General features: G+C 41.7%; 31 protein-coding genes. 14 read left to right on the forward strand and 17 right to left on the reverse strand.

The features are described from left to right. Positions 1-26 precede the first annotated feature (26 nt). From dcd to purM, 4 genes are all read right to left on the reverse strand, one after another. The gene (dcd, locus tag THMIRH_RS05750) at positions 27-653 is read right to left on the reverse strand and encodes a dCTP deaminase (protein ID WP_173291193.1); all 627 of its coding nucleotides are present in this window, start codon (positions 651-653) and stop codon (positions 27-29) included. Between the two features lie 14 nt (positions 654-667). After that, on the reverse strand, positions 668-1,414 hold the full coding sequence (locus THMIRH_RS05755) for a DUF3108 domain-containing protein (RefSeq protein WP_173291194.1): 747 nt from the start codon (positions 1,412-1,414) through the stop codon (positions 668-670). Between the two features lie 3 nt (positions 1,415-1,417). Further along, the gene (gene purN / locus THMIRH_RS05760) at positions 1,418-2,053 is read right to left on the reverse strand and encodes a phosphoribosylglycinamide formyltransferase (RefSeq protein WP_198415268.1); all 636 of its coding nucleotides are present in this window, start codon (positions 2,051-2,053) and stop codon (positions 1,418-1,420) included. An 86-nt stretch (positions 2,054-2,139) separates the two neighbouring features. Next, complete coding sequence (gene purM, locus THMIRH_RS05765) at positions 2,140-3,183, reverse strand: phosphoribosylformylglycinamidine cyclo-ligase (protein ID WP_173291196.1); 1,044 nt, start codon at positions 3,181-3,183, stop codon at positions 2,140-2,142. Between the two features lie 71 nt (positions 3,184-3,254). On the opposite strand from purM, the gene THMIRH_RS05770 reads away from it, so the two are divergent. The 9 genes from THMIRH_RS05770 to THMIRH_RS05810 are packed head-to-tail and all read left to right on the forward strand — an operon-like array spanning position 3,255 to position 9,402. Then, the gene (locus THMIRH_RS05770; RefSeq protein ID WP_173291197.1) at positions 3,255-4,364 is read left to right on the forward strand and encodes a DUF2066 domain-containing protein; all 1,110 of its coding nucleotides are present in this window, start codon (positions 3,255-3,257) and stop codon (positions 4,362-4,364) included. A 46-nt stretch (positions 4,365-4,410) separates the two neighbouring features. Continuing rightward, on the forward strand, positions 4,411-5,118 hold the full coding sequence (hda, locus tag THMIRH_RS05775; protein WP_243831514.1) for a DnaA regulatory inactivator Hda: 708 nt from the start codon (positions 4,411-4,413) through the stop codon (positions 5,116-5,118). A 12-nt stretch (positions 5,119-5,130) separates the two neighbouring features. Beyond that, positions 5,131-5,646: a TlpA family protein disulfide reductase gene (locus tag THMIRH_RS05780; protein WP_173291198.1), complete on the forward strand. Its 516-nt coding sequence runs from the start codon at positions 5,131-5,133 to the stop codon at positions 5,644-5,646. Then, the gene (locus THMIRH_RS05785) at positions 5,643-6,185 is read left to right on the forward strand and encodes a thioredoxin family protein (RefSeq protein ID WP_243831515.1); all 543 of its coding nucleotides are present in this window, start codon (positions 5,643-5,645) and stop codon (positions 6,183-6,185) included. The genes THMIRH_RS05780 and THMIRH_RS05785 overlap by 4 nt, the downstream gene beginning before the upstream one ends. Then, positions 6,185-7,540 (forward strand): TolC family protein, encoded by a 1,356-nt coding sequence (locus tag THMIRH_RS05790; protein WP_243831516.1) that lies wholly within the window; start codon positions 6,185-6,187, stop codon positions 7,538-7,540. Before THMIRH_RS05785 ends, THMIRH_RS05790 begins: the two co-directional genes overlap by 1 nt. Before the next feature lie 14 nt (positions 7,541-7,554). After that, complete coding sequence (locus THMIRH_RS05795) at positions 7,555-8,064, forward strand: efflux RND transporter periplasmic adaptor subunit (protein ID WP_243831517.1); 510 nt, start codon at positions 7,555-7,557, stop codon at positions 8,062-8,064. 26 nt (positions 8,065-8,090) lie between these two features. Beyond that, complete coding sequence (locus tag THMIRH_RS05800; RefSeq protein WP_173291199.1) at positions 8,091-8,252, forward strand: hypothetical protein; 162 nt, start codon at positions 8,091-8,093, stop codon at positions 8,250-8,252. Positions 8,253-8,289: 37 nt separating this feature from the next. Continuing rightward, entirely contained in the window at positions 8,290-8,553 is a 264-nt protein-coding gene (locus THMIRH_RS05805; protein ID WP_173291200.1) for a hypothetical protein, read from the forward strand. A 21-nt stretch (positions 8,554-8,574) separates the two neighbouring features. Further along, complete coding sequence (locus THMIRH_RS05810; protein ID WP_173291201.1) at positions 8,575-9,402, forward strand: PilZ domain-containing protein; 828 nt, start codon at positions 8,575-8,577, stop codon at positions 9,400-9,402. A gap of 19 nt (positions 9,403-9,421) precedes the next feature. On the opposite strand, the gene THMIRH_RS05815 is transcribed toward THMIRH_RS05810, so the two are convergent. The 3 genes from THMIRH_RS05815 to THMIRH_RS05825 all read right to left on the reverse strand — a co-directional run bounded on the left by THMIRH_RS05815 (position 9,422) and on the right by THMIRH_RS05825 (position 12,073). Then, on the reverse strand, positions 9,422-10,267 hold the full coding sequence (locus THMIRH_RS05815) for a 23S rRNA (adenine(2030)-N(6))-methyltransferase RlmJ (protein ID WP_173291202.1): 846 nt from the start codon (positions 10,265-10,267) through the stop codon (positions 9,422-9,424). Positions 10,268-10,281: 14 nt separating this feature from the next. Continuing rightward, complete coding sequence (ylqF, locus tag THMIRH_RS05820; protein WP_173291203.1) at positions 10,282-11,226, reverse strand: ribosome biogenesis GTPase YlqF; 945 nt, start codon at positions 11,224-11,226, stop codon at positions 10,282-10,284. Between the two features lie 139 nt (positions 11,227-11,365). Then, positions 11,366-12,073 (reverse strand): DUF3581 family protein, encoded by a 708-nt coding sequence (locus THMIRH_RS05825; protein ID WP_173291204.1) that lies wholly within the window; start codon positions 12,071-12,073, stop codon positions 11,366-11,368. 256 nt (positions 12,074-12,329) lie between these two features. Between THMIRH_RS05825 and THMIRH_RS05830 the strand changes: the two genes are divergently transcribed. Continuing rightward, the gene (locus THMIRH_RS05830; RefSeq protein WP_173291205.1) at positions 12,330-12,674 is read left to right on the forward strand and encodes a hypothetical protein; all 345 of its coding nucleotides are present in this window, start codon (positions 12,330-12,332) and stop codon (positions 12,672-12,674) included. A gap of 106 nt (positions 12,675-12,780) precedes the next feature. On the opposite strand, the gene THMIRH_RS05835 is transcribed toward THMIRH_RS05830, so the two are convergent. The 3 genes from THMIRH_RS05835 to THMIRH_RS05845 form a co-directional block, all read right to left on the reverse strand. Then, positions 12,781-14,139: an alanine/glycine:cation symporter family protein gene (locus THMIRH_RS05835; protein WP_173291206.1), complete on the reverse strand. Its 1,359-nt coding sequence runs from the start codon at positions 14,137-14,139 to the stop codon at positions 12,781-12,783. 213 nt (positions 14,140-14,352) lie between these two features. Then, positions 14,353-14,733, reverse strand: coding sequence for a DUF6172 family protein (locus THMIRH_RS05840; RefSeq protein ID WP_173291207.1), 381 nt, complete (start codon positions 14,731-14,733; stop codon positions 14,353-14,355). Between the two features lie 109 nt (positions 14,734-14,842). Further along, positions 14,843-15,148 carry a peptidylprolyl isomerase gene (locus THMIRH_RS05845; RefSeq protein ID WP_173291208.1) on the reverse strand — a complete coding sequence of 102 codons (306 nt, stop codon included), beginning with the start codon at positions 15,146-15,148 and terminating at the stop codon, positions 14,843-14,845. A gap of 94 nt (positions 15,149-15,242) precedes the next feature. On the opposite strand from THMIRH_RS05845, the gene THMIRH_RS05850 reads away from it, so the two are divergent. Then, on the forward strand, positions 15,243-15,779 hold the full coding sequence (locus THMIRH_RS05850; protein WP_173291209.1) for a DUF2058 domain-containing protein: 537 nt from the start codon (positions 15,243-15,245) through the stop codon (positions 15,777-15,779). Positions 15,780-15,796: 17 nt separating this feature from the next. Here the strand turns inward: THMIRH_RS05850 and THMIRH_RS05855 are convergent, their stop codons facing one another. Next, positions 15,797-16,075 (reverse strand): peptidylprolyl isomerase, encoded by a 279-nt coding sequence (locus THMIRH_RS05855; protein ID WP_173291210.1) that lies wholly within the window; start codon positions 16,073-16,075, stop codon positions 15,797-15,799. Between the two features lie 276 nt (positions 16,076-16,351). Here THMIRH_RS05855 and THMIRH_RS05860 point away from each other — a divergent pair, with 276 nt between their 5' ends. Further along, a complete protein-coding gene (locus THMIRH_RS05860) occupies positions 16,352-17,050 on the forward strand; it encodes a hypothetical protein (RefSeq protein ID WP_173291211.1) in 699 nt (232 codons plus the stop codon). A 77-nt stretch (positions 17,051-17,127) separates the two neighbouring features. On the opposite strand, the gene bamJ is transcribed toward THMIRH_RS05860, so the two are convergent. Further along, on the reverse strand, positions 17,128-17,748 hold the full coding sequence (gene bamJ, locus THMIRH_RS05865) for a BamJ family beta-barrel-assembly machinery protein (protein ID WP_173291212.1): 621 nt from the start codon (positions 17,746-17,748) through the stop codon (positions 17,128-17,130). 78 nt (positions 17,749-17,826) lie between these two features. Next, positions 17,827-18,453, reverse strand: coding sequence for a LexA family protein (locus THMIRH_RS05870; protein WP_173291213.1), 627 nt, complete (start codon positions 18,451-18,453; stop codon positions 17,827-17,829). A 75-nt stretch (positions 18,454-18,528) separates the two neighbouring features. On the opposite strand from THMIRH_RS05870, the gene THMIRH_RS05875 reads away from it, so the two are divergent. Then, the gene (locus THMIRH_RS05875; RefSeq protein ID WP_173291214.1) at positions 18,529-19,908 is read left to right on the forward strand and encodes a Y-family DNA polymerase; all 1,380 of its coding nucleotides are present in this window, start codon (positions 18,529-18,531) and stop codon (positions 19,906-19,908) included. A 64-nt stretch (positions 19,909-19,972) separates the two neighbouring features. Here the strand turns inward: THMIRH_RS05875 and THMIRH_RS05880 are convergent, their stop codons facing one another. The 4 genes from THMIRH_RS05880 to THMIRH_RS05895 all read right to left on the reverse strand — a co-directional run bounded on the left by THMIRH_RS05880 (position 19,973) and on the right by THMIRH_RS05895 (position 24,947). Beyond that, positions 19,973-21,688, reverse strand: a complete 1,716-nt coding sequence (locus tag THMIRH_RS05880; RefSeq protein ID WP_173291215.1) for a proline--tRNA ligase — start codon at positions 21,686-21,688, stop codon at positions 19,973-19,975. Between the two features lie 78 nt (positions 21,689-21,766). Beyond that, positions 21,767-23,809, reverse strand: coding sequence for a putative bifunctional diguanylate cyclase/phosphodiesterase (locus THMIRH_RS05885; protein ID WP_173291216.1), 2,043 nt, complete (start codon positions 23,807-23,809; stop codon positions 21,767-21,769). After that, positions 23,809-24,741, reverse strand: a complete 933-nt coding sequence (locus THMIRH_RS05890) for a substrate-binding domain-containing protein (RefSeq protein WP_173291217.1) — start codon at positions 24,739-24,741, stop codon at positions 23,809-23,811. The genes THMIRH_RS05885 and THMIRH_RS05890 overlap by 1 nt, the downstream gene beginning before the upstream one ends. Positions 24,742-24,758: 17 nt before the next feature. Then, on the reverse strand, positions 24,759-24,947 hold the full coding sequence (locus THMIRH_RS05895) for a hypothetical protein (protein WP_173291218.1): 189 nt from the start codon (positions 24,945-24,947) through the stop codon (positions 24,759-24,761). 136 nt (positions 24,948-25,083) lie between these two features. Between THMIRH_RS05895 and THMIRH_RS05900 the strand changes: the two genes are divergently transcribed. After that, entirely contained in the window at positions 25,084-26,436 is a 1,353-nt protein-coding gene (locus tag THMIRH_RS05900; RefSeq protein ID WP_173291219.1) for an anti-phage deoxyguanosine triphosphatase, read from the forward strand. The last annotated feature ends 23 nt before the right edge of the window (positions 26,437-26,459 follow it).

Genomic DNA, 26,459 nt, shown 5'->3' on the forward strand with positions numbered 1-26,459 from the left:
GCCGATTGATCCCAGCTATTTAAGACTTATTGCGAGAGTAAATCGAGCTGTCTTTCTTGGCTAGGAAGCTGTTGGTCTTCCGTAATACGACTGGCTGTTGGGCCTTTTTGATTTTTGTATTTAGCATCTTTACGGGTGTTGTAAGGTTTGATGGATGCACTGGATAAGGTTTCAAAATTAATCGCACAAATATCCATGCCAGGTTTCAGTGCCAAGGGTAGCTTGCCGCTGTTAAAAATTTCTAACACGATTTGACCATGCCAGCCTGGATCAATTCGGTGAGCAGTAACATGCACCATTAACCCTAAACGCGCTAAACTTGAGCGACCATCTAACCATCCCACCAAATCATCAGGAATGGTGACCGATTCAAAAGTAGAGGCTAAAGCCAATTCGCCGGGGTGTAAGAAAAAAGATTGCCCTTCTTTAACTTCAATTTCATCACTCATAATGCTGTCCATGATTTTTTGGACTTCACTACTAGGACCGCTTAAGTCTACATAGGGCGCAGTATGGTCATTAAAAACTCTGAATTTATTATCCAGTCTTAAATCAACACTGATGCCCTTGATTTTATTTTGATCAGGTTGAGGGTCTATGGCAATTTTGCCAATTTTAAGGTGTTGAATAATATCTCTGTCGCTGAGTTTCATAGGTCTTCTATTTTTTAATAAAATTTAGGGGCTTTATTGATTTCTAACACAATACGGCGGTCTTTTTCTTTATTTAGAATTTCAATCCTGCCAGGAAAGTAGCCATATTGCGGAACAAGCCAAAGTTTGGCCTCTATTTTAGCATTCGAAAACTCAAAGCGTAATGCTGATATGGCATCGTCCACAAAATCAGGTTCGATATCATCCTCTATAAAGGTTTTTTTTAACTCGATGAGGGTTTGTTGTTTTTCATCTTGCAAATAGAAACCTTCCAAGGGACGCTTGTTAAGTACTTGATACTGAATGGCATAAGCAAGACTGATGACATCAAAGGCTAAAGGTTCTGCAGGCCAGGTTTTATCGCCTTCCAAGTAACGCAATTGTTTTGGCTGTGTTTCAAGTTGGATGGTATAAGTTTTGTGTTCTGTTTTGTCATCGTAGTGTCGAGTTAACAATTTTTTATACTCTAAAAGCTTAAATTGTTCTTCAGACATAGACAGCTGAATTTTTTCAATGGATTCTTCATTGATGAAACGGCGCGCCCAACTGGGTGGAATGGCTTCACTGACAAGATTGCATTGATGATCATCTTGGTCGCAGCTGAGGGTTTGCGTGGCTTCGCCAACATTAAAACCTAATACCCGAACATCAAAAGTGGCTTTAAAATCTTTGAGCGTAACAGCTTGAACTGTGTCGGTCATCAAGAGTAAAACAACGGGAATGAATGATTTGAGGAGTTGGCTATAGATTTTTGAATTCATGAACTACTCCAAATGTTGAAACACCAATGGGGCGCTTAAAACCTTTTGATTAAAAAGCGCTTGGTTGTCTACCAATTGAATTTTGCCTTGCGCCAACCAATCGGTGACCAGTGGATAAATCTTATACTCTTCTTGATGAATTTTATCTTGTAATGTTTCTGGGGTGTCATTGTCTGCAATTTGAATGACAGATTGCAAAATGACAGGACCACCATCTAATTCAGGGGTTACAAAGTGAATGCTGACGCCATGTTGTGAATCTTTGGCCTCTAATGCTCGCTGATGCGTATGCAGGCCTGGGTATTTTGGCAGTAAAGATGGGTGAATGTTGAGCATTCTGCCCAGAAAATGCTGGGTAAATTCCGGTGTGAGGATACGCATAAAGCCAGCCAAGATAACCCCTTCAATCTTGGCATCATCCAAAGCTGCCATAAGAGCTTTGTCAAAAGTTAGACGATCTGCATAGGTGGTATGGTCAAGCACAAGTGTTGGAATGTTTGCATTTTGAGCGCGAACCAACCCATAAGCCTGAGGTCTGTTGGAAATAACCAAAGCGATTTCATAATGCGCATGGCTTTGATAATCTATCAGGGCTTGAAGGTTGGAGCCACTTCCAGAGATAAGAACGGCAATTTTCATGGGATTCACGATACGGATCTTTTGTAAGGGCTCAAAAAACAGAATGCCCAAAAAGGGCATTCATTGGGTAACAATTTAAGTTGGTATTAACTAAGTTTAACAAAAGGTGCTTCTTGCTCAGAAGCTTCAATTTTACCTACGATAGAAACGGTTTCACCTAATTGCGTTAAGAGTTCAACCGCTTTGGTTTGGTCAGCGGCGGAAACCACAATGATTAAACCAATACCGCAGTTTAGAGTACGGTGCATTTCTTCAAACTTAACATTGCCCGCTTCTTGTATCCAATCAAACACCACCGGACGATTCCAAGATTTGGTGTCGATATGAGCAACCGTGTTGTTTGGCATAACACGCGGCACATTTTCTAACAAACCGCCACCCGTGATGTGTGAAATGGCATGAATTTCAACCGACTTCATTAACTCTAAAACAGACTTAACATAAATACGCGTTGGGGCCATTAAGGCATCAATTAGAGGTTGGCCGCCACAATCTTGTTGAGGGTCGGCTTTTGAAACTTCCATGATTTTACGAATTAAAGAATAACCGTTTGAGTGAGGGCCAGAAGAGGCAAGACCTAACAAAACATCACCGGCCTTAACTTTGGTGCCATCAATTAAGTCTGACTTTTCAACAATGCCCACACAGAAGCCTGCCAAATCGTAATCACCTTTTGGATACATTCCTGGCATTTCAGCGGTTTCACCACCAATCAGTGAACAACCAGATTGTAAACAACCTTCACCAATACCTTTAATAACAGAGGCTGCCACAGGCACATCCAAGTGGCCGGTTGCATAGTAGTCCAAGAAGAATAAAGGTTCTGCGCCTTGCACAATTAAGTCATTAACGCACATGGCAACCAAATCAATACCCACTTGGTCGTGTTTGCCGCTGTCGATCGCTAAACGCAATTTAGTCCCAACTCCGTCAGTTCCAGAAACCAAAAGAGGATTTTTGTACTTAGACATGTCTAGTTCAAAAAGGGCGCCAAAGCCCCCTAATGAAGCACTGACTTCTGGTCTAGCAGTTGCTTTTGCAATGGGTTTAATGGCTTCAACCAAGGCGTTTCCAGCATCAATGTCAACACCGGCATCTTTGTAACTAATGGATTGTTTTTCTGTCGTCATAAGTCGTATTTATTCTTATTTAGGGGGTTAAAATCGGATAACATATTGTAACTAAAATTCTTGAGGTTGATATGAGAAGTTTTGCAGTTTTATTATCCTTGGCTCTGGTGATGTCGCAGTCAGTCAGTTTAGCAGCCGAAGTGGCGGTTGCTGCCAATGACAAAACCGAAACTGCTTCGGTAACTGAAAAAGCAGATCAAACCAGTTTATTTAGAGTAGAGCTTGAACCCAATGCTCAGCAATCTTTTGCTTCTTTATTAAATGAGGCGATGCGCGTTGAGTTGGTTCGCTTAACCGGCAGCCGCCAAGTCTTCAATCAGCCTGAATCGCAGTATTTCTTAGATAATCCGAAATTATTACTCAAAACCTATGGCTACATTCCTCGTACGGTCGAGGGGGTTGTGGTTGGTCAAAATATCTATTTTGAATTTGATAACCAACGGTTTTACGAGCTTTTTCAAAAAAAGAATCTTCAAATTTGGCCTTTAGCAAAACGCCCCAAACTTTTGGTGATGATGTCTGAAAACTTAGCAGGCAGCATGACTTACTTTACCTCTCCTATCTTAGACGAACGCTTCGATGTCGATTTTAGAAAGGTGACTGAACGCTTGGCTTTGCCGGTGAGAGTACCTGTGTCTGAACAGGATTGGATGTTGCCAGATTCCGAATTAAAAAATGCCATGCTATTAGAAGTTTTACAGCAACAACAAGAAAACTACCTACTGAGCATACAATTACAACAGCCTAAATTAAACAAAACCACTTTAGTTTGGACACTTTACAATTCACAGCTTGAAATACTTGAAGAGAAAACACAGCCTTTAGAAAATAATGACAAGGTGGGTCAAGCTTTGTCCGATATGATTACGGGTTTGTTTGAAAATTTTTCAGAACCTTATTTGGCAAGTGCCAATGTTTTAGGGCAATTTAATTTAGAAGTATCTGGGCTTAATCAGTTTGAAGCTTTAAAACAGGTTGAAGATTTTTTACAATCTCAAAAACCTCAGTTTAGACAGGTTAAACTCTTATCTTTATCAAAAGGCGTGGCCGAATTTGATATAGAGTATCAAGGTGAATATACCGCGGTTATTGATAAAGTTCAGGCTTTAAAGACCTTGCAGTTGCTTGAAAATAATGCGGTTATTGGCATCGCAAAAGCTCAGTGGATTGACGCAAAATAATGAATTTATCTTTGATTAGTAAAAGGGTTTTAATGCTAGGGTTTATATGCTGAGTATTCAAATGCCCTTAAAAATTGGGTTAAGAGAAGAGGTGAGCTTTGATTCATTCGTTACCGAATCAGCAGCCACTGCGATTTCTTTAAATCAGTTTCAAAAGTCGTTACAACAATCTTCAGCGTCTGCTTTTTATTTACAAGGCGGTCCTGGGGTTGGTAAAACGCATCTTCTTCAAGCCGCTTGCCGGTTTAAAGCCAATCGACATGAGTCTGCCGTGTATTTACCTTTAAATGACTCAAGATTGCCGTTGATCGCAGATAGCCTAAATGGCCTAGATCAAACGGATTTGGTGTGTATTGATGATATTGATGTGAAAATAGTATCCGTTGAGTGGCAAAAGGCCTTAGCGAATTTACTCATAAAATCCCAAACCTCGGGTAATGTGGTAGTTTTTTCTGGACAGGATTCCTTTTTAAACTGGCCAGTGCAATTAACCGAATTAAACAGTGCTTTAGTCAGTGTACTCACTTTGCAAATTCCAGCGTTATCAAAAGGGGAAAGTTTAGTGGATGCCTTACAACGACATGCGCAAAAAAGAGGGTTTGAGCTTCCCTTAGAAGTTGGAAACTTTTTAGTGAAAAAGTTTTCGGCCGAAATATCCGAATTAATGGCTGTGCTACACTTATTAGAACAAGCAACCTTGGCAGAAAAACGCCGCCTAACGCTCCCATTTGTAAAAGATTTTTTAAAAAGATAAAGGAAAACGCTGATGTCACTCATTTTTAAACCTATGTTGGCTATGTTTGTAGCCTGTGTGATGTTATTAAGTGTGACTCAGGTTGCTCAAGCCAAAGAGACTAAAGATATTGCCTTTGTTGATTTAGAGGGCAAAGTGGTTAAATTATCTGATTTTAAAGGCAAATGGATTGTTGTTAATTTTTGGGCAACCTGGTGTCCTCCCTGCTTAAAAGAAATTCCAGATTTGACCTTATTTCATGACAAGCATTCAGAAAAAGATGCCGTCGTGCTGGGTGTTAATTACGAAACCAATTCCGTTGAAAAAGTAAAAGCCTTTGCTCAAGAACAAATGATTAATTTTCCAATTGTTCGCATTCAAGGGGGTGCAGATGGTCGCACTACGCCTTTTGGTGTTTTGAGAGGTTTACCTACCACCTATATGATTTCTCCAGAAGGTGACGCTGTTGCTGCGACAACGGGTATGGTTGATACGGATGCACTAGAGTCTTTTATTCAAAAATATGGTCAACAAGGTGAGGCAAAATGATGAAAAAGTGGTGGCAAAAATTAGCACAATCTTTAATGGTTTTAGCAATGCTTGGTTTACCGCTTCAAGCGGCTCAAGCCAGTGATTTTTTTGATGAAACATTTGGTAACTTGCAAGATGAGTTAGCAACTGCTAAAGAAAATGGTAAACAGGGTGTTTTTCTATTTTTTGAAATGGAAGAATGTCCGTTTTGTGATCGTATGAAAAAAACCATTTTGGTTCAGCCAGAAGTCATTAAATATTTTAAAGAACATTTTTTGACTTACCAAATTGACATAGAGGGTGCCAGTACTTTAATTGATTTTGATGGCACTGAAGGCACATCGCAAAGTATCTCTGAAAAAAAATATCGTGTTCGTGCCACGCCCGTCATGATGTTTTTTGACCTAGAAGGCAACCCTACGGCTCGTTATACCGGGCCTACCAAAACAGCGGATGAGTTTATGTTGTTAGGCAAATTTGTGGTAGAGGGCATTTACAAAGAGATGTCGTTTACCAAATACAAACGCTCGGTAACCACTGACACGGCGGCACAATAATGATGCAAACTTTACAGTATTCACACTTCAAAGTGCGGCCGTTGATTTTGGCGCTGGCGGTGTCAGGATTGTTTGTATCGGGACTAAACACTGCCAAAGCTGCGGAAAACACTGAAACTCAAGTGATTGAAGCGAATGCGGTCTCTTCCCTACCTTCGCCTTTAACCTTGCAAAGTCTGTTAGCTTTGCCTTTATCCGTTAGTCCGCAAGTTTTGATGCAACAGGCACAAGCAGACGCGGCGAGTGCTAAAGCACAACAACAAAATGCTCAAGATGCGTTAGAAGTGAATTTACAAGGGCGTTTGGCATGGCGTGAGTATGCGCAACAAACCGAGGATTTTCATTTATTAGCATTACATGTCGGCAAACAACTGTATGACTTTGGCCAAAGCAGTTCAGCCTATGAGGCGCAGCAAAAGTTTTCTGAAGCAGAAGCGACTTTAATTGATGATCAAATCAGTCAATACCAGTTAAGAATTATGCGCAATTTTTTCAATGTATTACTGGCTGATATGCAATACCGAGTGGAAAATGAAGCCATGGCGGTTTCTTACGTTAGCTTAGATAAAGCCAAAGATCGCTTGGAACTGAAGCGCATTTCTGAAGTCGATTATCTAAAGTTAGAAGCGGAATACCAGAGCATTTACGTGAATCGAGAACGTGCATCTTACGAACAAAGACGCACTCGTTCACTGTTGGTCAATATGGTTGGTCAACCTCAAAATTTACCCGATAAATTAGTATTGCCCAATCTAAAAACTTATGAAAATCGTCAGCTGGATGTGTTAGAAAAATATCAAACCCAAGCGCTAGCGCAAAATGTTCAATTACAAAGTCTTAAATTAAAACAACAAGCGGCTTTTTGCACTCTTGAGTCTGAAGCGGCGGGCAATAAACCAACTGTTCGAATGGATGCTTGGGGAGGTAAGTTGTCGTCTTATGAAAAAATAAGAGAAGGGGCTTGGCGTTTTGATTTATCCATTGATGTGCCGCTCTATGATGATGGTATGGTGTCTTCTAAGGTGAGTCAGGCTAAAGCTGAGCTTCAAAAAATCAATGCTCAAATTGCTCTTTTAGAGCAAAACCTGCGTGATGATGTGGCTAATATTTACTTTAAATTACAAATTTCAGCGGCAGAGCGCAAGCAGAATCAAGCGTTTGGTGCTTATAGTGACTTGTATTTAGATTTAAGCAGAGCCTTGTATGAAAACGAATCTACTACGGATTTGGGTGATGCCATGGTGCGCGTTACTCAAGCTAATTTGCAAGTGATGCAACAAGAGTTTTCACAAGCCTTAAATTGGGCACAACTCGACTATTTGACCGGACAAAAACTCTCGCTTGCTGCGTTATAATCAAAGGAACTTAGATGAAAAAAATGAAGCACTTTATATTAAAATCTTTTGCAGTTTCACTCGTCGCTGTGGCCTTACCTGCTTGGTCGCAAGTCATTCAGATTGGCTCCTTAGTAAGTGGCGAAGTGGTGCAAGTGTCTGTCAAAGCCGGTCAAGCCGTAACTGCAGGACAGTTACTGATGAAAATTGATGATGGGCGATATCAGGCAAAATTAAAAAGAGCTCAAGCAGATGCAGAAATGAGCCGTTTAACACTAGAAGACGCCAAAATTGAATTGGCACAAGCCTTAGATTTATTTGACAGAACCGTTTCAGCAAAACGCGAATTAGATGCTGCGCAATTAAAGCATGATGTAGCGGTGCAAGTCCTTAAAAAAGCGCAAGCAGAGCTTCAAGCAATGCAAGCTTGGGCAAGATATTATGTGATTAAATCCCCTGTGAGTGCCAAAGTAAAAGCCATTCAAGCGCCCCTTGGTAGCACGGTATTTAATGAGAACACGCCTTTAATTCAGTTAGAAAACTAAGCTAGAAAAATTAAAAGAGAAGACTAATGAAAAATAAATTATTGATGGTTTTGCTATCAGCATCCTTCTTGATTGGAGTGACAGCCTGCAGTTCAGCCCCTACTGGGCCAGACAAAGAGTATCAAAAACGCTCCGCGGAAGTATCCGATCAACAACTTGATCGTGAAGTCGACAAACTGAAAAAATAATCCAAAAGCTTATGATTAAGCAAGAGATAATTAAAAAATGAATAAAGTGAAACTAGGGTTTTACCTAAAGTATTGGAAGCTGGGAGCGCACCTGGTATTAAAAACCAAACATTTTGGGGTAAACAATCGTTGGTGGGTTAAGCAACCGTCAGCAATAGGCTGGGAATGGTATCAAATCATCTGGGGTGTTTTGACGATTATGCCGATTGTTCGTAACTATCAATCATTAAAAGTGCGTGCTTGTTTGGGATGGATGCCACAAGCAGATTGTGAAGCGCTTGGGTTTTCTCCAAAATCCTAAGGTTTTAAAAGGTAAGACATTATGATTCAACTAGACCTTGAACAACGCCAGTCCTCTCGTTTTTCGCGTCCATTTTGTGTGACCGATCATGAGGATACTGAGTTTGCTTTAGCTTTTGATGGCTTTGATGTGAACTTAACGGGGCTGAGTTTTTGGGTCGATGAACCGGATATGTTTTTACCTTCGCAGTTGCTCAGTATAAGAACACGCAATGAACAAACGGATGAAGTTTATTGTTTAGAAGGCGTAGAGGTGATTCATTTACGAGAGGTGAGTGGACGTTATCTATGTGGTTGCCATATTTCACAGGTGACATCGGGTCAGTTATTGGCACATCATCGTCTGGTGATGACCGATGAGCAAAGTGCATTGGTGTCTATGCAAGACTCTGAGTTATCTGAGTTTAACTTTGTTGAGGAAGGTTCAAAACTCTCTACTGATGAAGCTGATTTTCAGGAAGCCAGTATGGCGCTTAACCTTGCTGTCGCTCAGTCGGAAGCGAATCTTAGAGAAGTGGAAAGTTTTTTTGACCGCACGGCAAAGATTTTAACCTTACCGCTTCCCGCAGCGGCAAAGTTGATTGACTTAAAAGAAGAGTTTGAATATTTTAAGTCGCATGTAAAAACTATGAATGAAACCACCTTGGCATTTGCTACCTTAGCAAAATTATTGGCCCATACACCAGAGGGTGCGCGAGACAGACAAGCTTGGAAAACATTGATTTCAGATTTTGAAAATCGTTTTCTATCTGAAAAACAGCAAATTGCTTATGACTTTATGCATCAAGGCATGAGTGCCGGTGAAGCAATTCGTTTAGCAGAAGAATATTTGTCTAATCAATCGCATTAAGTATTAATAAATTATCTGGCTATTCGGCAACTAATTGTTCCGACCTAAAAAAGCCAGTTTTTGGTGCCAGCTGTTTAACTAAAAAGGCCAGCGCTTCATCTGCAGCAGCCTTTAAAGTCCAAGGCGGATTAATCACAATCATGCCACTACTGGTCATACCTTGCTCGCCATCTTTATGAATCCCCAACTCAAATAATTGGATATTACGAATACCACTTTTTACAAAAGTGTTTTCCAATTCGTCAATTCGATATCTGTCTACCACCGGATACCAAAGTGCATAAGTGCCTGTGGCAAATTTTTTGTGGGCAGCAATCAAACTGTTTACTGCGGTTTGATAATCTTGTTTAACTTCATAGGGCGGATCCATCAAGATATAGCCGCGTTTTTCTTTAGGGGGTAGCTGGCTTAAACAGGCATGGAATCCATCCGCTTGAAACGCTTTTAGGCGACGATCATCGGCAAAATTTGCGGTGAGGGTTTTAAATTCTCTAGGATGTAGCTCAAACAGCGAAGCTCGGTCAAATTCTCTTAACAAGAACTGAGCAAACCAAGGGGAGCCAGGATAATGGTTTAAAGTGGATTCTGCGTTGAATTCAGCGACTAAATCTAGGTAATTTTTAACCAGGCCTGGTAGATTTTGTTGGGTTTTTAAGTCCCAAAGCTGGCCAATGCCATTGAGATATTCTTGGTTTTTTTGCGCTTCAGCTTGTTTAAGACTGAATGCGCCGGTGCCTGAATGGGTATCTAAATAAAATAAGACCTTCGGCTTTTGCGTCATGTAATCCAAGATATGGACACTGATGCTATGCTTTAAAACATCGGCAAAATTGCCGGCATGAAAGGAATGTAAATAGCTGAGCATAAAGGCGTTACCTCTTAAGAGCGGCCGCGGCTGCGTTTATTGTTTTTTTGTTTACGCGCATCCAGTCTAGCTTGCTTTTTGGCTTCTTTTTCGGCACGAGCAATCTCTACTTGCGCCAGTTCTGCGTGCATCATTTCAGGCGTTTCTAGGGTAATGCCGCCAATCATAGTGGTGCGATATTCGTTAATAAAGATTCGTGAAATTTTATCTAAATCCACCATGCCGCCACTGCGTAAGCAGCCACGGCTGCGCCCTATGGATTCTAAAAATGCCATATCATTGCTAGGCAACACCTCAAAACCATAACGAGTTTTCATCAGTTCAGGATAGGCTTTTAGGAGGTATTCTGCCAGATAGCTTGAAATATCTGGCAATTCAAATGCGGTTTCTTTGATGCCACCGGTGGCTGCTAAGCGAAAACCTGATAAAGGGTTTTCTATGTTAGGCCAAAGCATGCCAGGTGTATCAATCAGCGTAATATTGTCTTCGAGCTTGATGCGCTGCTGCATTTTGGTCACGGCAGGTTCATTGCCCGTTTTGGCAATTTGACGACCTGCCAAGGCATTGATGAGCGTGGATTTTCCAACATTGGGAATTCCCATAATCAAAACATGTATGACACGCGTAGAATCCCCACGATTGGGCACCATTTTTTTGATTTGGTTGAGCACTAAATGTTTGCGATCAGCTTGTTGGGTGCTGAGTGCTAGGGTTTTAATGTTGTGCGTTTTTTCCATTTCTGCTTGCCAGACTTTTGTTAGCTCTGGGTCGGCCATATCGGATTTACTGAAAATTTTAAGCGTGGGTTTGTCTTGGCGCAACTCAGCAATGAGTGGATTTTGGCTACTGTAAGGGATGCGTGCATCAAGCACTTCGATGACCATATCGACTAAAGGAAAAATCTCTCGGACTTCTTTTTGGGCTTTGTGCATATGCCCTGGGAACCACTGAATTTGCATTGTGTTTTGCCTAATCTTGTTGAATAGCGCAATTATAGCGTTTTGTGAGGGAGGGCGGTTTTAAATCGAAAAAGAGGTGGTTTTGAAAATGCGACTATTTGAAGGATTCAAATAGTCTTTCATGGAGTCGGCTGAGTGTTTAAGACTGATAATTATCTTTGGCGTTTTGATAGACAGCAATCAGTTCTGCCATTTGTGTGGCATCATAGTCACGAAGACCACTTAAAATCATAGTCTTGCAACCTTTTCCGACCACCTTGTCTTGGTCAAAAATTTCAAACTCCATTTTGACCGAACCACGCTTGCCAGTCATCTGTAAGCGGCTGTTCGATAACTTCAGTGTGGGTGCAATCAAGTTAAGATGTTCAAATTGAAAAGCCATGCTTTCATAAATCACCATGGGTTTTTCCACGTTAATCATCACCTGATGTTGTTTCATTAGCGGCACCAAAATGTGCGGGAAACTGTGGCCAGAAAATGCCACATAGGCTTTAGAAAAACTCTCAATGACGGCAAGATTGTGAATGCTTTCGCCAGAACGCTCAAGTTCAAGATAGGTTTTATCATTAAGGTCTTTAATGGAAAGCGTGGTGGCTTCTGTCGGTGCAAAAACCAAGTCAGTATCTTTGCCCACCATGCCGGTGTACTTAAACGCCATCTTTTGTGATAAGCCGTATTTGGCTAAAACCAAAGCAAACAATAAATCACCGGGTACACAAAAACGCTTGGAGTCCGCATTATGAAGCGGATTAAAGTCATCTGAAATTTCTTTAGCAAATGCACTGCCTTGCTGAGGTGTAATCGAAATAAGGGTGTCTTGCGACTGGTGAAAAGCGTCTAAATACATGGTTTCTCGAAGGATAAAATTTTAAAGAAATGTAATGATACTCAATGCGCTTGTAATAATCACGCATAAATTGTTTTGCAAGGGATAAATGTGTTGAAAAAGTGTCTGAATCTATATTAATCAAGGGTTTAAGCAGATTGGGCACAATATATGCTGGATTTTTGCTGAAATCTGACTGATTATTTTGGCAAATAAGCCGATAAATGCTTTAAGGAAGGCTTTTCTGCCCCTCAAATTCGCTAAGAAGGAGATGGCCATGCTAGAAGTTTTACACTTAGTTTCTAACCCCGAAACGCTCCAGTCCCCTCGTGCGCAGCTAAAGGTTGCACCAGAACAAAGCAAGTCTGCTCAAAAATTGTACCCAATCAGCAAAGTGGTTCAATTTGTGCCGAAAGAAGTGGATATGATGCCAGGTAACTGGGCGGAACCAGGTAATCCAACGCCCTACGAATTATGCACCACTTTGCAAACCTGTAAACGCTTGTGGCATTTAAATAAAGAAGCCTTAACCTGTTTTGACTGTGATCAAGAAGTGACTTTACACAACATCAAAGTGCTTGAGAAATTGTATATTCATTTAATGGATTATTTAGTCGAATAGTGGGTCGAATCATTGGTTGGTGATTTGTTGCCTGTGCTTTGCCAGTCGGTTGAAATTGTCGTCTTAAGAAAGTCGCGCTTTCAACCCTTGGCAAAGTTTTGGAATATCAAGGTTTTTGATAGGGTTTTGCAAGGCTATCTTGCGTGAGTTTGATAATCACCGGCGATAATACCAACAGAGCGATTAAATTAGGAATGGCCATTAAAGCATTGAGCACATCCGCCAAAATGAGTACCGTATTAAAGTGGTTTGACAAAGCTGCGCCAGCAAATACGGCCAGCACCCATAAAATGCGATAGCCAGTAATGATGCGTGTGCCGGCCAAATATTCCGCACAGCGTTCACCGTAATAACTCCAACCGATGAGTGTGGTGAACGCAAAAATCGCCAGTCCAACCGCAACCACGATAGAACCACAATGCGAGTCTAACCCTGTCGTAAAAGCTAAAGCCGTTAAAGGCGAACCCGTTTCGCCACTTTGCCAGACACCGGTTACCATAATAACCAAAGCCGTCATGGTGCATATAATAATGGTGTCGATAAAGGTACCGAGCATAGCGATATGACCTTGTTGAATCGGGTCTTTGGTTTGAGCGGCAGCATGGGCAATGGGGGCAGTTCCCATGCCAGCTTCATTGGAAAATACCCCACGGGCAACACCAAACTGTAAAGCTGCAATGATGGTTGCGCCAGCAAAACCACCGGCAGCGGCACTGCCAGTAAAGGCACTTTCAACAATGGTGCTAAAAGCACTGGGTAATTGGTCAATATGGATGCCAATAATCAACAATGAAAAACCGATATAAACAATGGCCATCACGGGCACTAAGGCCGTGGCAGTTTTGGCGATACGGCTAATTCCACCAAATAAAACCAACCCCACCAAAACCATTAACACCAAACCGGTGATTTGATTGTCTATGCCAAAAGCACTTTCCATGGCACCTGCAACCGCGTTGGCTTGAACCATATTGCCTATCCCAAAAGCGGCGATGGTGCCGAATAACGCAAATGCAAACGCTAGGGGTTGCCATTTTTTACCCATGCCATTACGAATGTAATACATGGGGCCGCCAACATGTTTGCCATCGTCATCCACTTCTCGATATTTCACCGCAAGAACCGCTTCACTGTATTTGGTTGCCATGCCCACTAAAGCCGTCATCCACATCCAAAAAATTGCACCGGGTCCACCAATGAATAGAGCCGCTGCAACACCTGCAATATTGCCTGTGCCAACGGTTGCCGCTAGGGCGGTCATTAAGGCACTAAAAGGCGGAATGTCGCCCTCCGCGTTTGAGTGACGACCTTTCCATAGCAAACTGAACGCATAAAACAAATGGCGCATCGGTAAAAAACGCAAACGAATGGTGAGGTATATGCCTGTGCCGAGTAGCAAAGAGAGCATTAAAGGGCCCCAAGCCCAGCTGCTGGCCACTGATAAAATTTGATTAATGTCTTCCATAAAATCCCTTGCGTCGTTTGGTGCGCCAAAAAAATACCTAAACGCTATCCTAATATGCGCTCAGGCTCGGGTCAATTCATAAAAGGGTTATCACGAAGGTTTTTAAGCTGAATTTTTAAATGGGGAGATTGAGATGGTTTTGGCAAGATATTTGTCCCTAAAAATGACCAGGCCTGGTCATTTTTGGGGGAAAAATGGGGTCAAATGGTCAGTCTATCGATAATCATCGTCCGAGTGATCAAAGTCGATATCCAAGTTATCCTCGTAATCAGGTTCAAAATCATCGTCTAACTCAACTTGTTTTGATTTTGGTTTTGCTTTACGGCGACCAGGCTTAGCCAGGATTTCTAGGTAAAAAGACTTTAGGTGATTGTCCACCGCTCGCATAATTGAGGCATCAATTTGTGCAACATGGATGCTTTCGCTGTCTTCAGCATTAGCACCAAAAGCGCAGTCAAAATCCCAAAAGTCTACCCCGGTGGGTAGTGGCTTGTTGCGCTCTCGTTTTAGGTAACGGCGAATCTCGTGTTTAATGGATTCTACCAAACGGTCGGGGTGGATTTTTTCATGGGTTAATTTAAAGGTTTTTTTCATGGGGGTCTCAAGTAAAAATTCCCAAGGGCTTGGGAGGGTAGGCAATAAGTAAATTATAAGGGATTTTTTAGCACTTCATTAGGATACCTAGAAGTCTTGCGGCACATATTTAAGATTCGTTGGGTAGATAACGCTTTTTGATCCAAAGTAAGTGATAACCATGCACCGTTTTAAAAGGTCCTGTGATGGTTTCGAGGGGTTCTGAAAAAATGGCATTCTCTAATTCTGTGACAATCACGCCGGGTTTGGTTAAGCCAAGGTCGCCGCCAATTTTTGCGGAAGGACACAAAGAGTGTTGTTTAGCCAGTTCACAAAACTCGTCTAAACAATTAATTTTTGCCTTTAAGGTGATGGCGGTTTGTTCATCACTTAATAAAATATGATGTGCTTTGGCGCGTGCGTCAGGATGTAACATAAGGTTTCTCTAGGGGATTAAGATTAAATTTTAAAAGATTTGCATGGCTAACGATAGGTTAAAATAATGCCCAAAAATTGAATGGATGGAACACATGGCAGGCAATCTCTTTGATCAACTCAAAAAAGCAGGTTTGGTGAATGAACAAAAAGCCAAACAGCTAAAAAAAGAAAAATATCAACAAACCAAACAAAACAAAGGCAAACAGGTCGAAAACGAAGCCACTGCCTTGGCGGCAAAAGCAGCTCAAGAAAAAGCTGAAAAAGACCGTTTGCTCAACTTAGAGCGTCAAGCGGCTCAAGCCAAAAAAGCATTGCAGGCAGAAATCAAGCAAATCATCGAGTCGAACAAAATAACGGGTTATGACGGTGATTTAGTGTTTAATTTTGTCGATCAAGGTAAAGTTAAATCGTTAAATGTGAATGCCAAAATTCGCCAGAGATTGGTGGATGGCGTGATTCGCATTGCTTGCGTGGCTGGGGCTTATGTGCTGATTTCTGATGAAGCGTCTGCCAAAATTGAGCAACGCGATGCTAGCCTGTTAATTCCGCTCAAAGAAGCCGAAAAGATAGCCGACGAAGATGCGGAATACTATGCCAAATTTGCCATTCCGGATGATTTAGTGTGGTAGTGCGTTCACTTTAGTTTTTAGGTGCGGTAAATGGTTTCAATCAGGTGATAACCAAACTGGGTTTTCACAGGACCATGCACGGTGAGGAGCGGCAGTTTAAAGACCACCATATCAAATGCTTTGACCATGGCGCCGCGATTAAATTCGCCTAAGTCACCGCCTTTTTTTCCGGATGGACATAAGGAATGTTTTTTCGCGAGGGTAGCAAAATCGGCGCCTTTGGCTAATTGGGCTTTCAGTTTTTCAGCTTCTGCTTGCGTTTTCACGAGAATATGTCTTGCACAGGCTCTTGCCATAGCGTTCTCCTTAAGTTTTTTCTATTATAAAAGAGTCTTGTCAAAATAACAGTTTGTTTCAGTGACCTTTTAACCCTGCTCGCTTTCTAATAGAGACCAAGAGTAAGGCACGCTAAAAAATGGTTAAAATCCCTCGTTTTTTTCTCGCCTCACTCATGCAAAGGTTTATGAGTAATTTAGGTTAATATGGATAGCCAGTTTTGCCAAAAACCCGTTAATTATTTTTGGTCATGTTGATGACATTTGAGTACCCTAAGATAGGGTTAAGGAAGACCAGTGAATGTAAAAATGAATGTAGAAATGACCGCTTTTAAAAATGTTTTTCGAATTGAAAATGCTTGGACGAATCAAGACTACCATGCCATTTTGGCGCTCATGGAATTTGAAGACGACTTAGTTGGGCTGTCAGCCGCGGATTTAAAAGAAATGTGTTTAATGTCTTTGGCAGATTTAGAAGCTGAAGATGCAGCAATTATTGTTTTAAAGCATTTGTTTAAAGCTGACTTGGAAGCGGGTGATTTAACCGAAGGCAAGATTATTCAGGTAGCACATCAAATGCCAGAAGGTAATAGCTGGGAAGATTACCCTGATCCTTTAAAGCATCGAGATTTTTTTAACGCTTATGGCTTGTTGCGTGAAGCCTTTAATGGTCGCTTTGCTAAACCGACCGGTGTATTGATTAACTTGAAACTGAGTGCCAAACAAAAATCAGCCTTTGACATTTTTGCAATAAATCCTAAACCAACATTGGTTAGATTGCTGAGCTGTGGTTTAGACGAACATGCGATTTTGAATCGGTTGTATGATGAACAAATTTTAGGAAAAACATTTCCAGAAGCGCAAGGCATGATTTGGGATTTAAAATGGCTTGAACAGTCAGATACTACAAGAGAGGTTCAAATTTTAAGTTCTGCGTTATGGTTTGCCGATTTGGCGGAACAATTTGAAGGCACAACCCATCAAGATGAAGTTTAAAAGCCTATTTGCTAGGTTTGATAAAGCATCCTCAGAAAATTAAAATATTATCTGAGGTGCTCAAGCAATGGTGCTGATTAAGCAACGATTTCTAAGAGTTCAACATCAAAAATCAATGCTGAATAGGGCGCAATCTTAGCACCAGAACCCTGAGGCCCATAAGCCAAATTGTGCGGAATATACAAGCGCCATTTTGAACCGACTGGCATCATTTGCAAGGCTTCTGTCCAGCCTGCAATTACGCGGTTGACTGGGAACTGTGCCGGCTGTCCACGCACAACAGAGCTATCAAACACTGTGCCATCAATTAAAGTGCCGTGGTAGTGCGTTGAAACCGTTGAAGTGGCTGAAGGCATATCGCCTTGACCTTCGGTTAAGATTTCATACTGTAATCCAGATGCAGTAATCATCACGCCCGTTTTTTGCGCGTTTTCTGCTAAAAAAGCTTCACCAGCAGCGGCAGCCATTTTGCCTTTTTCGGCTTCTTTGTCAGCCATGATTTGGTGCATTTCTTCAAACGCTTTCATAAACGCCTGTTGGTCAATCGGGCTGGCTTTGCCTTCTAAAGCATCCATCACGCCTGCGGCAACCGCTGAAGGATTAACGCCTTCAAATGGGTCTGACGCCAATTGATCGCCCATTTGACGGCCAATGCCGTAACTAACGATTTCTGAAGTGGTGGTGAATTGCTGAGACATGGTTTGAAGTCCTGTTTTAAAAAAAGAGCGTAGTTTAGCATAAGTCAGCGTGACTTAAAAATCGCTGAAATTTTTGAGTTATTTAAACTGATGAATGGTAGCGGTTACCACACCCCAAATCACCACTTCAGATTCTTCTCTGACAGGAATAGGTGGGTAGTTATCATTCTCAGGTACCAGCCAAGTGCCTGTCGATTTAATGGAAAGGCGTTTCACAGTGAGTTCACCATCTAGTGCGGCGATAACGATTTTGCCGTCGCTGGGTTTCAGGCTTTTATCAACTACCAGTAAGTCGCCATCAAAAATGCCAATTTTTTTCATGGAATCCCCTTGTACGCGTAGCAAAAAAGTCGACTCTTTATGGGGGATGAGTTGGTCGTTTAGATTTAAGCGGTCTTCAATATAATCGTCCGCTGGACTCGGAAACCCAGCAACCACTTTATGGCTATAAAGGTTGAGCCTATTGGCCTCGGGATCTTGTTCATCAGTGGCTAAATAAACTTGTGCTTTATTTTTGGCGAGTGCTTGGAGTTCATTTTTAATTTGGCGTTGCTTGTCTATTTCGGCAGTTTCTCGCAGCCAGTTTTTAACTAAAGTGACTTTAGATTCTGGAATACGAATCACTTTGGTGTCTTCACCAAATAAGCCACTGCCTTTTTTGCGGCCTGCACCGCTGCGTTTTCCGCCATGTGTTTTTTCTGTCATTTTGAATTTTGTAACATTATTTTTGAATTAGAGTTAAAATTGTAACACTAATCAAAAAATGGAATGTGAATATTCATGAAAGTCTTGTCTAAATCGCCAGAAAAATCAGTCTTTGCGTTAATTGATGGCAACAGTTTTTATGCTTCCTGCGAAATCGCTTTTCAGCCGCATTTGAGCCATCGACCCGTAGTGGTTTTATCCAATAATGATGGTTGCATCGTTGCGGCTAACCAAATTGCCAAAGATTTGAATGCAGAGCTCATGCAAACGGTTAAAACGCTTGGGCCGGGTGGTTATCGTTCGGCAGTGATGGATAATATGATGTTTCAACCTTACTTTAAGGTGAAAGACATTTTAGAAAAATACCGAGCCGCTGTATTCAGTTCTAATTATGAGCTTTATGCGGATATGTCGAGTCGTATGCATCGCATTGTGGGTGAGTTTGCGCCTCGACAAGAAATTTACTCAATTGATGAGAGTTTTTTAGACTTAACCGGTATGCACAACTTTAACCTGACAACCTTAGCATTGCAGATTAAAGATAAGGTTAAGCAAGATATTGGTATTCCGGTGGCAGTTGGCATAGGGCATTCTAAAACACTGGCTAAGTTAGCCAATCACTTGGCTAAAAAGCAAGCTCAGCATCAGGGCGTTTTAGATTTAACTCAGTGGGATGAAACCACTTTAAATGCCGTGTTGGCTAAGGTGGATGTTGGTAAAGTGTGGGGCATTGGCTCACGCTTAAGCCAGCAACTTAAACAACAGGGGGTTGCAACGGTTGCTGATTTAAAACAGGCCAACCCTAAAACCATGCGTAAAACCTATGGCGTGGTGATGGAGCGCACTTGGCGAGAGTTGCACGGTGAGTCCTGCTTATCACTTGAAGAGGTCAGCGCCCATAAGAAGCAAATTATTTCTTCGCGTTCATTTGGTGTGCCGATTACGGCTTATGTGCAAATGGAGCAGGCGGTGGTTTCTTATACTTGCCGAGCCGCTGAAAAATTGCGCTCGCAAGGTTCGGTGTGTGCGTTTATCTCGGTGATGGTGACCACCAATCCTTTTGCTAAGGATGCGCCGTTTTATCGTAACCAACAAACAATAGGGCTTATTTATCCCAGTGATAACAGTATTTTATTAACGAAATTGGCCAAACGAGCTTTAAAGTCTATTTGGCGAGCCGGTTATGCTTATCATAAAGCCGGTGTCACCTTAGGTGATATTGATTTAAAGCGTGCGTTACAAGAAGATATTTTTGCACCCAATCCAAAGTATTCGGGCAATCCTAAGCAGGCGGCTTTAATGCAAGTGATGGATGGTATTAATCAACGAGATGGCCGCAATACGCTATTTTTAGGCGCATCGGGCATTAAAAGTAAAAATACTTGGCAGATGAGACGCAATCTGATGTCACCGCGTTATACCACGCGTTGGTCAGAATTATTGCAAGTACGCTAGCCGTTGGCGGCCGCCAATAAAAAAGGCCTTCAATTGAAGGCCTTAGTTAATTAGTTAAGGAGCATTATTTTGCCAGTTTGCTTTGTAAAAAGCTCATAAACTCCGCTTGCGGAATTTCTTGTGATTCTGCATCACGGCGATATTTATACTCTAACATGCCATTATCCAAGCCGCGCTCACCAATGACGATGCGATGTGGAATCCCAATCAAATCCATGTCGCTGAACATCACGCCAGGACGCTCACTGCGGTCATCTAACAAAACATCAATGCCTTGTGCTTGTAAATCTTTGTAAAGCTGTTGGGCGATTTCGGCCACGCGTGGTGACTTATGCATTTGCATAGGCACAATACACACTTGGAAAGGCGCAATGCTTTCTGGCCAAATAACGCCCTTGTCGTCGTAATTTTGTTCAATCGCTGCGGCAACCACGCGAGTCACGCCTATGCCGTAACAACCCATTTCTAAAATTTGCGCACGACTGTTTTCGTTTTGCACATTGGCATTGAGTGCGGTGGAATATTTGTTACCCAGTTGGAAAATGTGGCCGACTTCAATCCCGCGACGGATTTCAATATGCCCATGTCCGCAAGGAGAAGGGTCGCCTTTAACCACATTACGCAAGTCAGCCACTTCGGTAATTTGGGTATCTCTGTCCCAGTTAGCGCCTGTAAAATGGAAGCCATCTTCATTGGCACCACACACAAAGTCTGCCATATGCGCCGCAGAGCGGTCGACGATGACCGGAATTTTTAAATCAACCGGACCAATCGAGCCGGCCTTGCAACCCGCCGCATCCATAATGGCTTGATCAGAAGCAAAGGCAAACGGCTCTGCCACTAAGGGGTGTTTAACGGCTTTGATTTCATTGAGTTCATGATCACCACGCAATACCAAAGCCACCACAGGGTGTGCTTCGGTTGCCCCTTGCACCAACAGCGTTTTGGCGACTTTCTTTTGTTTTAGCTGTAAGAAATTACATACATCTTCAATGCTGTGTTTGTTGGGCGTTGCGACTTTGGTGAGTGCTTCGGTAGCTGCAGGGCGCTCACCTTTGGGTGCTAAGGCTTCTGCCAATTCGACGTTGGCCGCAAAATCTGAGTGGGTTGAGAAGGCAATGTCATCTTCACCCGAGTCGGCGAGTACATGAAATTCGTGCGAACCATCGCCACCGATTGACCCTGTATCAGCTTGCACAGGACGGAAATCTAAGCCCAAACGACTGAAGATTCGGCAATAAGCAGCATGCATTTCATCATAGGTTTCTTGTAAGCTTTCGCGGTCCATGTGAAAAGAGTAAGCGTCTTTCATAATGAATTCGCGTGAACGCATCACGCCAAATCTAGGACGAATTTCATCACGAAATTTGGTTTGAATTTGATAAAAGTTAACCGGTAGCTGTTTATAACTGCGAATTTCTTTGCGCACCAAATCGGTAATAATTTCTTCATGCGTTGGGCCTAAAGCAAAGTCGCGTTGATGACGGTCTTTAAAACGCAATAATTCTGGACCATAGTCATTAGCACGCCCAGACTCTTCCCAAAGTTCCATAGGTTGTACCACAGGCATTAACACTTCTTGTGCGCCAGAACGATTCATTTCTTCTCGAATAATCGCCTCTACTTTTCTTAAAACACGAACACCCAGTGGCAACCAGTTGTAAAGACCGCCCGCTAAGGGGCGGATAATACCGGCACGAATCATCAGCTGATGGCTAATGACAACGGCATCAGAAGGGGTTTCACGGGTTGTGGCAAGTAGAAGGTTGGATGTTTTCATGAAGTGATAAGACCTTAAAATGGGCAAAAATAATGGGGCGTATTTTAACACGCACGCGCTAAAAGACTTAAGTTAATCTTAGGTCAAATGTTGGATTGCGGATGTTTGTGACTGTGAGTCCATAGCAAAGTGTTTTTGGTTGTATTCTTGCAACCAAATTTCGAAGGCTTGGGCATTAAGAGGGCGTGAACCATAATACCCTTGATATTTCTGACAGTGAATAGCAGCTAGATAATTCACTTGATGCAGCGTTTCTATACCTTCTGCAACCACTTTGATATTAAGCGTTTTAGCGATATTAACCATGGTTTCTATAAATATAGCGCCCGTATTGGTGTCATAGTCATCCATAAAGGACTTGTCTATTTTTAAGGTATTGATGGGGAGTCGTTTTAGATAAGACAGGGATGAGTAGCCAGTACCAAAATCGTCTAAGGCAATACGAATACCTGTCGCACGCAATTTTTTAATTAAGCTTAGGTTGTCGTTGGAGTCTTCTAGTAACACTGATTCAGTCATTTCCAATTCAATATTTTGGGGTGCGGCTTCGGTTTCTTTCATTAGGTTTAAAAAGAATTTTTCAAACTGTGGGTCATTTAATTGGTGCGCGGATAAATTTATCGACATTTTTAGAGAACCAACATTAGCCTTAAGCCAAGCGGTTTGCTGGCGAATGGCGGTTTCTAAAATCCAGTAGCCAAGTTTTACGATGAGCCCGTTTTTTTCTGCGGCAGGAATAAACTCTAGGGGTGAAATCGTGCCTTTGGTCGGGTGATTCCAACGAATCAGGGCTTCTACGCCAACCACTTTTTGAGTGCGGAGTTCAATTTGAGGTTGGTAGTAGAGTTCGAAAGCATCGGTTTGCAATGCTTGTCGCAAATCGGCTTCCATGGACATTTCATAGTTCACTTGGTCTTGCAGGGATTGCGTGAAGTATTTATATTGGTTTTTACCAGACTTTTTAGCATCGTACATCGCCATATCGGCAGATTTCATCAAGCCAGTTAAGTCCACGCCATCATGCGGATAAAAGGCAACCCCTAAACTTGCAGAAACGCTTAGAGGGTGTTCTTGGACAAGAATGGGCTCTGACAAAGCTTGTAGCAAGCGGTCTAGAACATGATTTAAGTCACGCATACTTAAGTCATTGCTCATCACGATAACAAACTCATCTCCACCCACTCGAGCAATAATGTCGTATTCTCTGAGTTGATCACTCAAAATATGGGCAATGGATTTCAGCAGTTCATCACCAATATCATGCCCTAAGGTATCGTTAACCGTTTTAAAATTGTCTAGGTCAATAAATACCAGCGCAAATTCAGCGTTAGTTCTTTTGGACTTGGCAATTAACCATTTAAGGCGTTCTTGAAGTAGGTTGCGGTTAGCCAAACCACTAAGATTATCGGTTCTGGCAAGGTTGTAAAGGTCTTGTCTTTCTTCTTCTAGGCGTTGGAAGGTTTGTACCATAGAAGCACGAACATACTCCAACTCTTTAATTTTAAAAGGGGTGGGTTTTTCAGATTGGTAATAGGCATACTGGCGCAAGCGCTCAAAAGGAAAGGTGATGTATTTACGCAACACCAGCCAGAAAATCAGCAGCGTTAACAGGGGAAGCAAGCCAAACACAAATAAAAATCGATTTCTAATGTCTTGAAAATAATTTTGTAAGAATTTTTGATCACTGTAAAAATAAAGGCTTAAGAGCTCAGGTTGATCTTGAACAAAATAATGGACCTTAGCCTCATAAATGGGTTGTTTAAGTAACTGAGAGGTTGTTTTGGGGAGTGTGGTTGTTTTTAAGTCATGCGCTGAGGGTGGCGTAACAATGTTGGGGTTGGTGGTTAAAAGTACTTTTTGATCTTTAACCAGTGTAATTGCCGCATAGGATTTGGTATTCACTACTTTACGAATGAGTAAAGATTTAAATTGATTAACTGATTGTAGGTCTGTCATTTGTGACGAAATAATATACGACATTTCAGCGAGGTCTTGGCCAATACTGTCTAAAACTAGGTCGGTCTTTTTTTGTTGGTCTAAGTGAAAATAAACCATAAAAACCAAATAAAAAACGCCTGTTAAGGACAGGAGTGAAATCAAGAAAAATCGTTTAATACTCATTAGTTAAGCGTGGCCTCTAATGGAAATTGCGCTTCTTGAAGTCGCTGATTCAGTTCGGGAGAAATGTCTTTATTGAGCCATTGAATACTGTCTAGGCTAGATAAAAACTCTGGGTAACTTGGGTTTTCTAGATAGATTTTTACTTTTTCGTAATAAGCCTTGGGATGGGCGTGTAAATCTTGCAGGCTTCTGTCTAACAGTAATTTTAGGGTTCGAAATTGCGCTGCGTGTTTTTTAAATGTTTTGGGTTCAGTGTAAAGGGCATCTATGACCAACAGTTGCAAGTCATCGCCGGTTGAACTGATGGTTGTCATGCCTTGTTTATTTAATTGATGGTTAAAAGGCTCATAGGTAACCACGACAAAAAAAGGACTTTTGTTAGGATCCTCAGCTGGATTTTTTGCTTTAAAACGATTCGTCACTTCTGTGTGAATTTTAATTTGATCTTGGTTGATAAAATTAAATGACTTATTTGTCAGAGCGTTCGCTTTAATAAAATCTTTAAATATGAGCGAGTTAACGGAGTTGATTTCTAGATAAACATCTATCTGGCCAGGCGTTTCTTGGAGTTGCTTAATCGAGCCATTGCTCATGACCATGTCGCCACCATTTGACTTATCTAACATAATGACTGGCATTAAATCGGGTTTGGATTTTTTGGCTTGTTGATATTCGAACTGAGTGCCGGTAAAGGCGTCAAATCCAGCATTTTCATAAAGAGATAAACTTTCGCCTAAAGACACCACTGTGTAAAGTTCAATGTTGTTTTCAACCAACCAACCCTGTTCTTTAGCATAAAACAAAGGCGAGTACCCAATCCAAGAATTGGCAATAATCTTAAGAGGTTTTTCAGTTTGTAAAGAACAACCACTCAAGCTGATAGAGAGCCACAATCCCAAAAAAAGTACAAGGGTTTGATGGAAGCGGGTCATAGTGATTTTTTAAACCGTTACTTATCTAAAGTTTTGCATTTTTCAATCGCAGCCCAATATTTAGGATTGCTGGATTTAGAATTGCTGGTTGCTGTGGCATCCCAATACTGACTGGCATCAGCCTTGCATTTTTCGTATTCGGAAGTACTGCAAGCAAAAAGCGCAATGCTAAATGAAAAAAGCGTCAGGGTTAAAAGTACTTTCATGAAAAGATAACCTTTAAAAAGCTAATAATAAAAAATAAGTATAGACAAAAATACTCAATTTTTCTTTAAAAATAACCAGGCCTGGTTGTTTTTGAGTATGATTATTCAATAATTTAACTCAAAAGGTAAGCAACCTATGCAAGAAGAACTGTTATGGACCGAACGCTACACAGATTTTTTGGCAGACCAACCTTCTAGGCCTGCCAGAATTGTGTATCAACGAGACAGGGCGCGTGTTATCCATTCAGCTTCTTTTCGACGCTTACAAGCCAAAACTCAAATTTTTGGTCTGAATGAATCAGATTTTTATCGCACCCGTTTAACCCACTCGATGGAAGTCGCACAAATCGGTTCGGGCTTGGTTGAGCAGCTGATAACAGTGGGTGATGGTCAGGCATATATGGATTGGTTGCCTTCTTTTTATTTGATAGAAGCCATTTGTTTGGCGCATGACTTGGGGCATCCGCCTTATGGTCACGGTGGTGAAGTGGCTTTGAATTATATGATGCGCCATTACGGTGGGTTTGAAGGCAATGCACAAACTTTACGAATAATGGCCAATTTGGGTGAATATACCCCTCAAAATGGTATCGATTTATCAAGGCGCGCCACTTTAGGGGTTTTGAAATACCCTGCCTTTTATAACGACATTACTCGTCAAAACTCAGCCTATCAATTGCAACTACAAGAGCCTACGGTTTCAGACTTTAGAACCTTAGAAATGCGGCGCTGGAATCCCCCTAAAAGTAGCGTTTATTGTGAAGAAAAAAAGGTTTACGACTGGGTAATGTCGGCCTTTTGCGAAGCAGATAGAAAACTGTTTACCGAATTAGTCGATTCTGAAAGTGATTTAGGTTTTAAACGCACTCGTTACAAAGCCTTTGATACGACCATTATGGAATTGGCGGATGACATTGCCTATGGTATTCATGATTTAGAAGATGCCGTAGCCATGAAGATGGTGCCCAAGGTTTTGTGGGAAAAAGAGGTCATGCAACATCCTGATTTTTTAGCCAATCCTTTATGGGACGATGAGATGACCGAAATGTTGTTTAGCCACAGTTCTAAAGGGAGAAAGCACGCCATATCCAAAATGGTGGGAATCATGGTAGAAAGTATTTATGTCACTGAAAATACCGTGTTTGAACATCCACTGTTGCGCTACCAAGCCCGTTTAGGGGAGGCAGAAATGCGCATTTTAGAACGCCTCAAGCAATTTGTTTATACCCATGTGATTACCTTGCCAGAAGTGAAAAGTATGGAATACAAAGGACAGTTAATTGTGTTGGAGTTATTTAAGTCGTTACGCGCCAATCCTGCTGCTTTATTACCCAGAAGCACCTATGCAAAATACCAAAATGCAGAAAGCACCGTGGCGCAACAACGAGTCATTTCGGATTACATAGCGGGAATGACCAATACTTACGCCGCCAGAATGTATGCAAAACTGTTTATGCCAACGCAAGGGTCAATTTTTGATCGGATGTAAGAAAACCCTCTCTTCAATAGAGA

The organism is Thiosulfativibrio zosterae, assembly GCF_011398155.1.
GTDB lineage: Bacteria > Pseudomonadota > Gammaproteobacteria > Thiomicrospirales > Thiomicrospiraceae > Thiosulfativibrio > Thiosulfativibrio zosterae.

What these genes read in the sequence shown, in the direction of transcription:
- dcd (WP_173291193.1), bottom strand. Translation starts at nt 653, where the DNA reads ATGAAACTCAGCGACAGAGATATTATTCAACACCTTAAAATTGGCAAA.
- THMIRH_RS05755 (WP_173291194.1), bottom strand. Translation starts at nt 1,414, where the DNA reads ATGAATTCAAAAATCTATAGCCAACTCCTCAAATCATTCATTCCCGTT.
- purN (WP_198415268.1), bottom strand. Translation starts at nt 2,053, where the DNA reads ATGAAAATTGCCGTTCTTATCTCTGGAAGTGGCTCCAACCTTCAAGCC.
- purM (WP_173291196.1), bottom strand. Translation starts at nt 3,183, where the DNA reads ATGACGACAGAAAAACAATCCATTAGTTACAAAGATGCCGGTGTTGAC.
- THMIRH_RS05770 (WP_173291197.1), top strand. Translation starts at nt 3,255, where the DNA reads ATGAGAAGTTTTGCAGTTTTATTATCCTTGGCTCTGGTGATGTCGCAG.
- hda (WP_243831514.1), top strand. Translation starts at nt 4,411, where the DNA reads ATGCTGAGTATTCAAATGCCCTTAAAAATTGGGTTAAGAGAAGAGGTG.
- THMIRH_RS05780 (WP_173291198.1), top strand. Translation starts at nt 5,131, where the DNA reads ATGTCACTCATTTTTAAACCTATGTTGGCTATGTTTGTAGCCTGTGTG.
- THMIRH_RS05785 (WP_243831515.1), top strand. Translation starts at nt 5,643, where the DNA reads ATGATGAAAAAGTGGTGGCAAAAATTAGCACAATCTTTAATGGTTTTA.
- THMIRH_RS05790 (WP_243831516.1), top strand. Translation starts at nt 6,185, where the DNA reads ATGATGCAAACTTTACAGTATTCACACTTCAAAGTGCGGCCGTTGATT.
- THMIRH_RS05795 (WP_243831517.1), top strand. Translation starts at nt 7,555, where the DNA reads ATGAAAAAAATGAAGCACTTTATATTAAAATCTTTTGCAGTTTCACTC.
- THMIRH_RS05800 (WP_173291199.1), top strand. Translation starts at nt 8,091, where the DNA reads ATGAAAAATAAATTATTGATGGTTTTGCTATCAGCATCCTTCTTGATT.
- THMIRH_RS05805 (WP_173291200.1), top strand. Translation starts at nt 8,290, where the DNA reads ATGAATAAAGTGAAACTAGGGTTTTACCTAAAGTATTGGAAGCTGGGA.
- THMIRH_RS05810 (WP_173291201.1), top strand. Translation starts at nt 8,575, where the DNA reads ATGATTCAACTAGACCTTGAACAACGCCAGTCCTCTCGTTTTTCGCGT.
- THMIRH_RS05815 (WP_173291202.1), bottom strand. Translation starts at nt 10,267, where the DNA reads ATGCTCAGCTATTTACATTCCTTTCATGCCGGCAATTTTGCCGATGTT.
- ylqF (WP_173291203.1), bottom strand. Translation starts at nt 11,226, where the DNA reads ATGCAAATTCAGTGGTTCCCAGGGCATATGCACAAAGCCCAAAAAGAA.
- THMIRH_RS05825 (WP_173291204.1), bottom strand. Translation starts at nt 12,073, where the DNA reads ATGTATTTAGACGCTTTTCACCAGTCGCAAGACACCCTTATTTCGATT.
- THMIRH_RS05830 (WP_173291205.1), top strand. Translation starts at nt 12,330, where the DNA reads ATGCTAGAAGTTTTACACTTAGTTTCTAACCCCGAAACGCTCCAGTCC.
- THMIRH_RS05835 (WP_173291206.1), bottom strand. Translation starts at nt 14,139, where the DNA reads ATGGAAGACATTAATCAAATTTTATCAGTGGCCAGCAGCTGGGCTTGG.
- THMIRH_RS05840 (WP_173291207.1), bottom strand. Translation starts at nt 14,733, where the DNA reads ATGAAAAAAACCTTTAAATTAACCCATGAAAAAATCCACCCCGACCGT.
- THMIRH_RS05845 (WP_173291208.1), bottom strand. Translation starts at nt 15,148, where the DNA reads ATGTTACATCCTGACGCACGCGCCAAAGCACATCATATTTTATTAAGT.
- THMIRH_RS05850 (WP_173291209.1), top strand. Translation starts at nt 15,243, where the DNA reads ATGGCAGGCAATCTCTTTGATCAACTCAAAAAAGCAGGTTTGGTGAAT.
- THMIRH_RS05855 (WP_173291210.1), bottom strand. Translation starts at nt 16,075, where the DNA reads ATGGCAAGAGCCTGTGCAAGACATATTCTCGTGAAAACGCAAGCAGAA.
- bamJ (WP_173291212.1), bottom strand. Translation starts at nt 17,748, where the DNA reads ATGTCTCAGCAATTCACCACCACTTCAGAAATCGTTAGTTACGGCATT.
- THMIRH_RS05870 (WP_173291213.1), bottom strand. Translation starts at nt 18,453, where the DNA reads ATGACAGAAAAAACACATGGCGGAAAACGCAGCGGTGCAGGCCGCAAA.
- THMIRH_RS05875 (WP_173291214.1), top strand. Translation starts at nt 18,529, where the DNA reads ATGAAAGTCTTGTCTAAATCGCCAGAAAAATCAGTCTTTGCGTTAATT.
- THMIRH_RS05880 (WP_173291215.1), bottom strand. Translation starts at nt 21,688, where the DNA reads ATGAAAACATCCAACCTTCTACTTGCCACAACCCGTGAAACCCCTTCT.
- THMIRH_RS05885 (WP_173291216.1), bottom strand. Translation starts at nt 23,809, where the DNA reads ATGAGTATTAAACGATTTTTCTTGATTTCACTCCTGTCCTTAACAGGC.
- THMIRH_RS05890 (WP_173291217.1), bottom strand. Translation starts at nt 24,741, where the DNA reads ATGACCCGCTTCCATCAAACCCTTGTACTTTTTTTGGGATTGTGGCTC.
- THMIRH_RS05895 (WP_173291218.1), bottom strand. Translation starts at nt 24,947, where the DNA reads ATGAAAGTACTTTTAACCCTGACGCTTTTTTCATTTAGCATTGCGCTT.
- THMIRH_RS05900 (WP_173291219.1), top strand. Translation starts at nt 25,084, where the DNA reads ATGCAAGAAGAACTGTTATGGACCGAACGCTACACAGATTTTTTGGCA.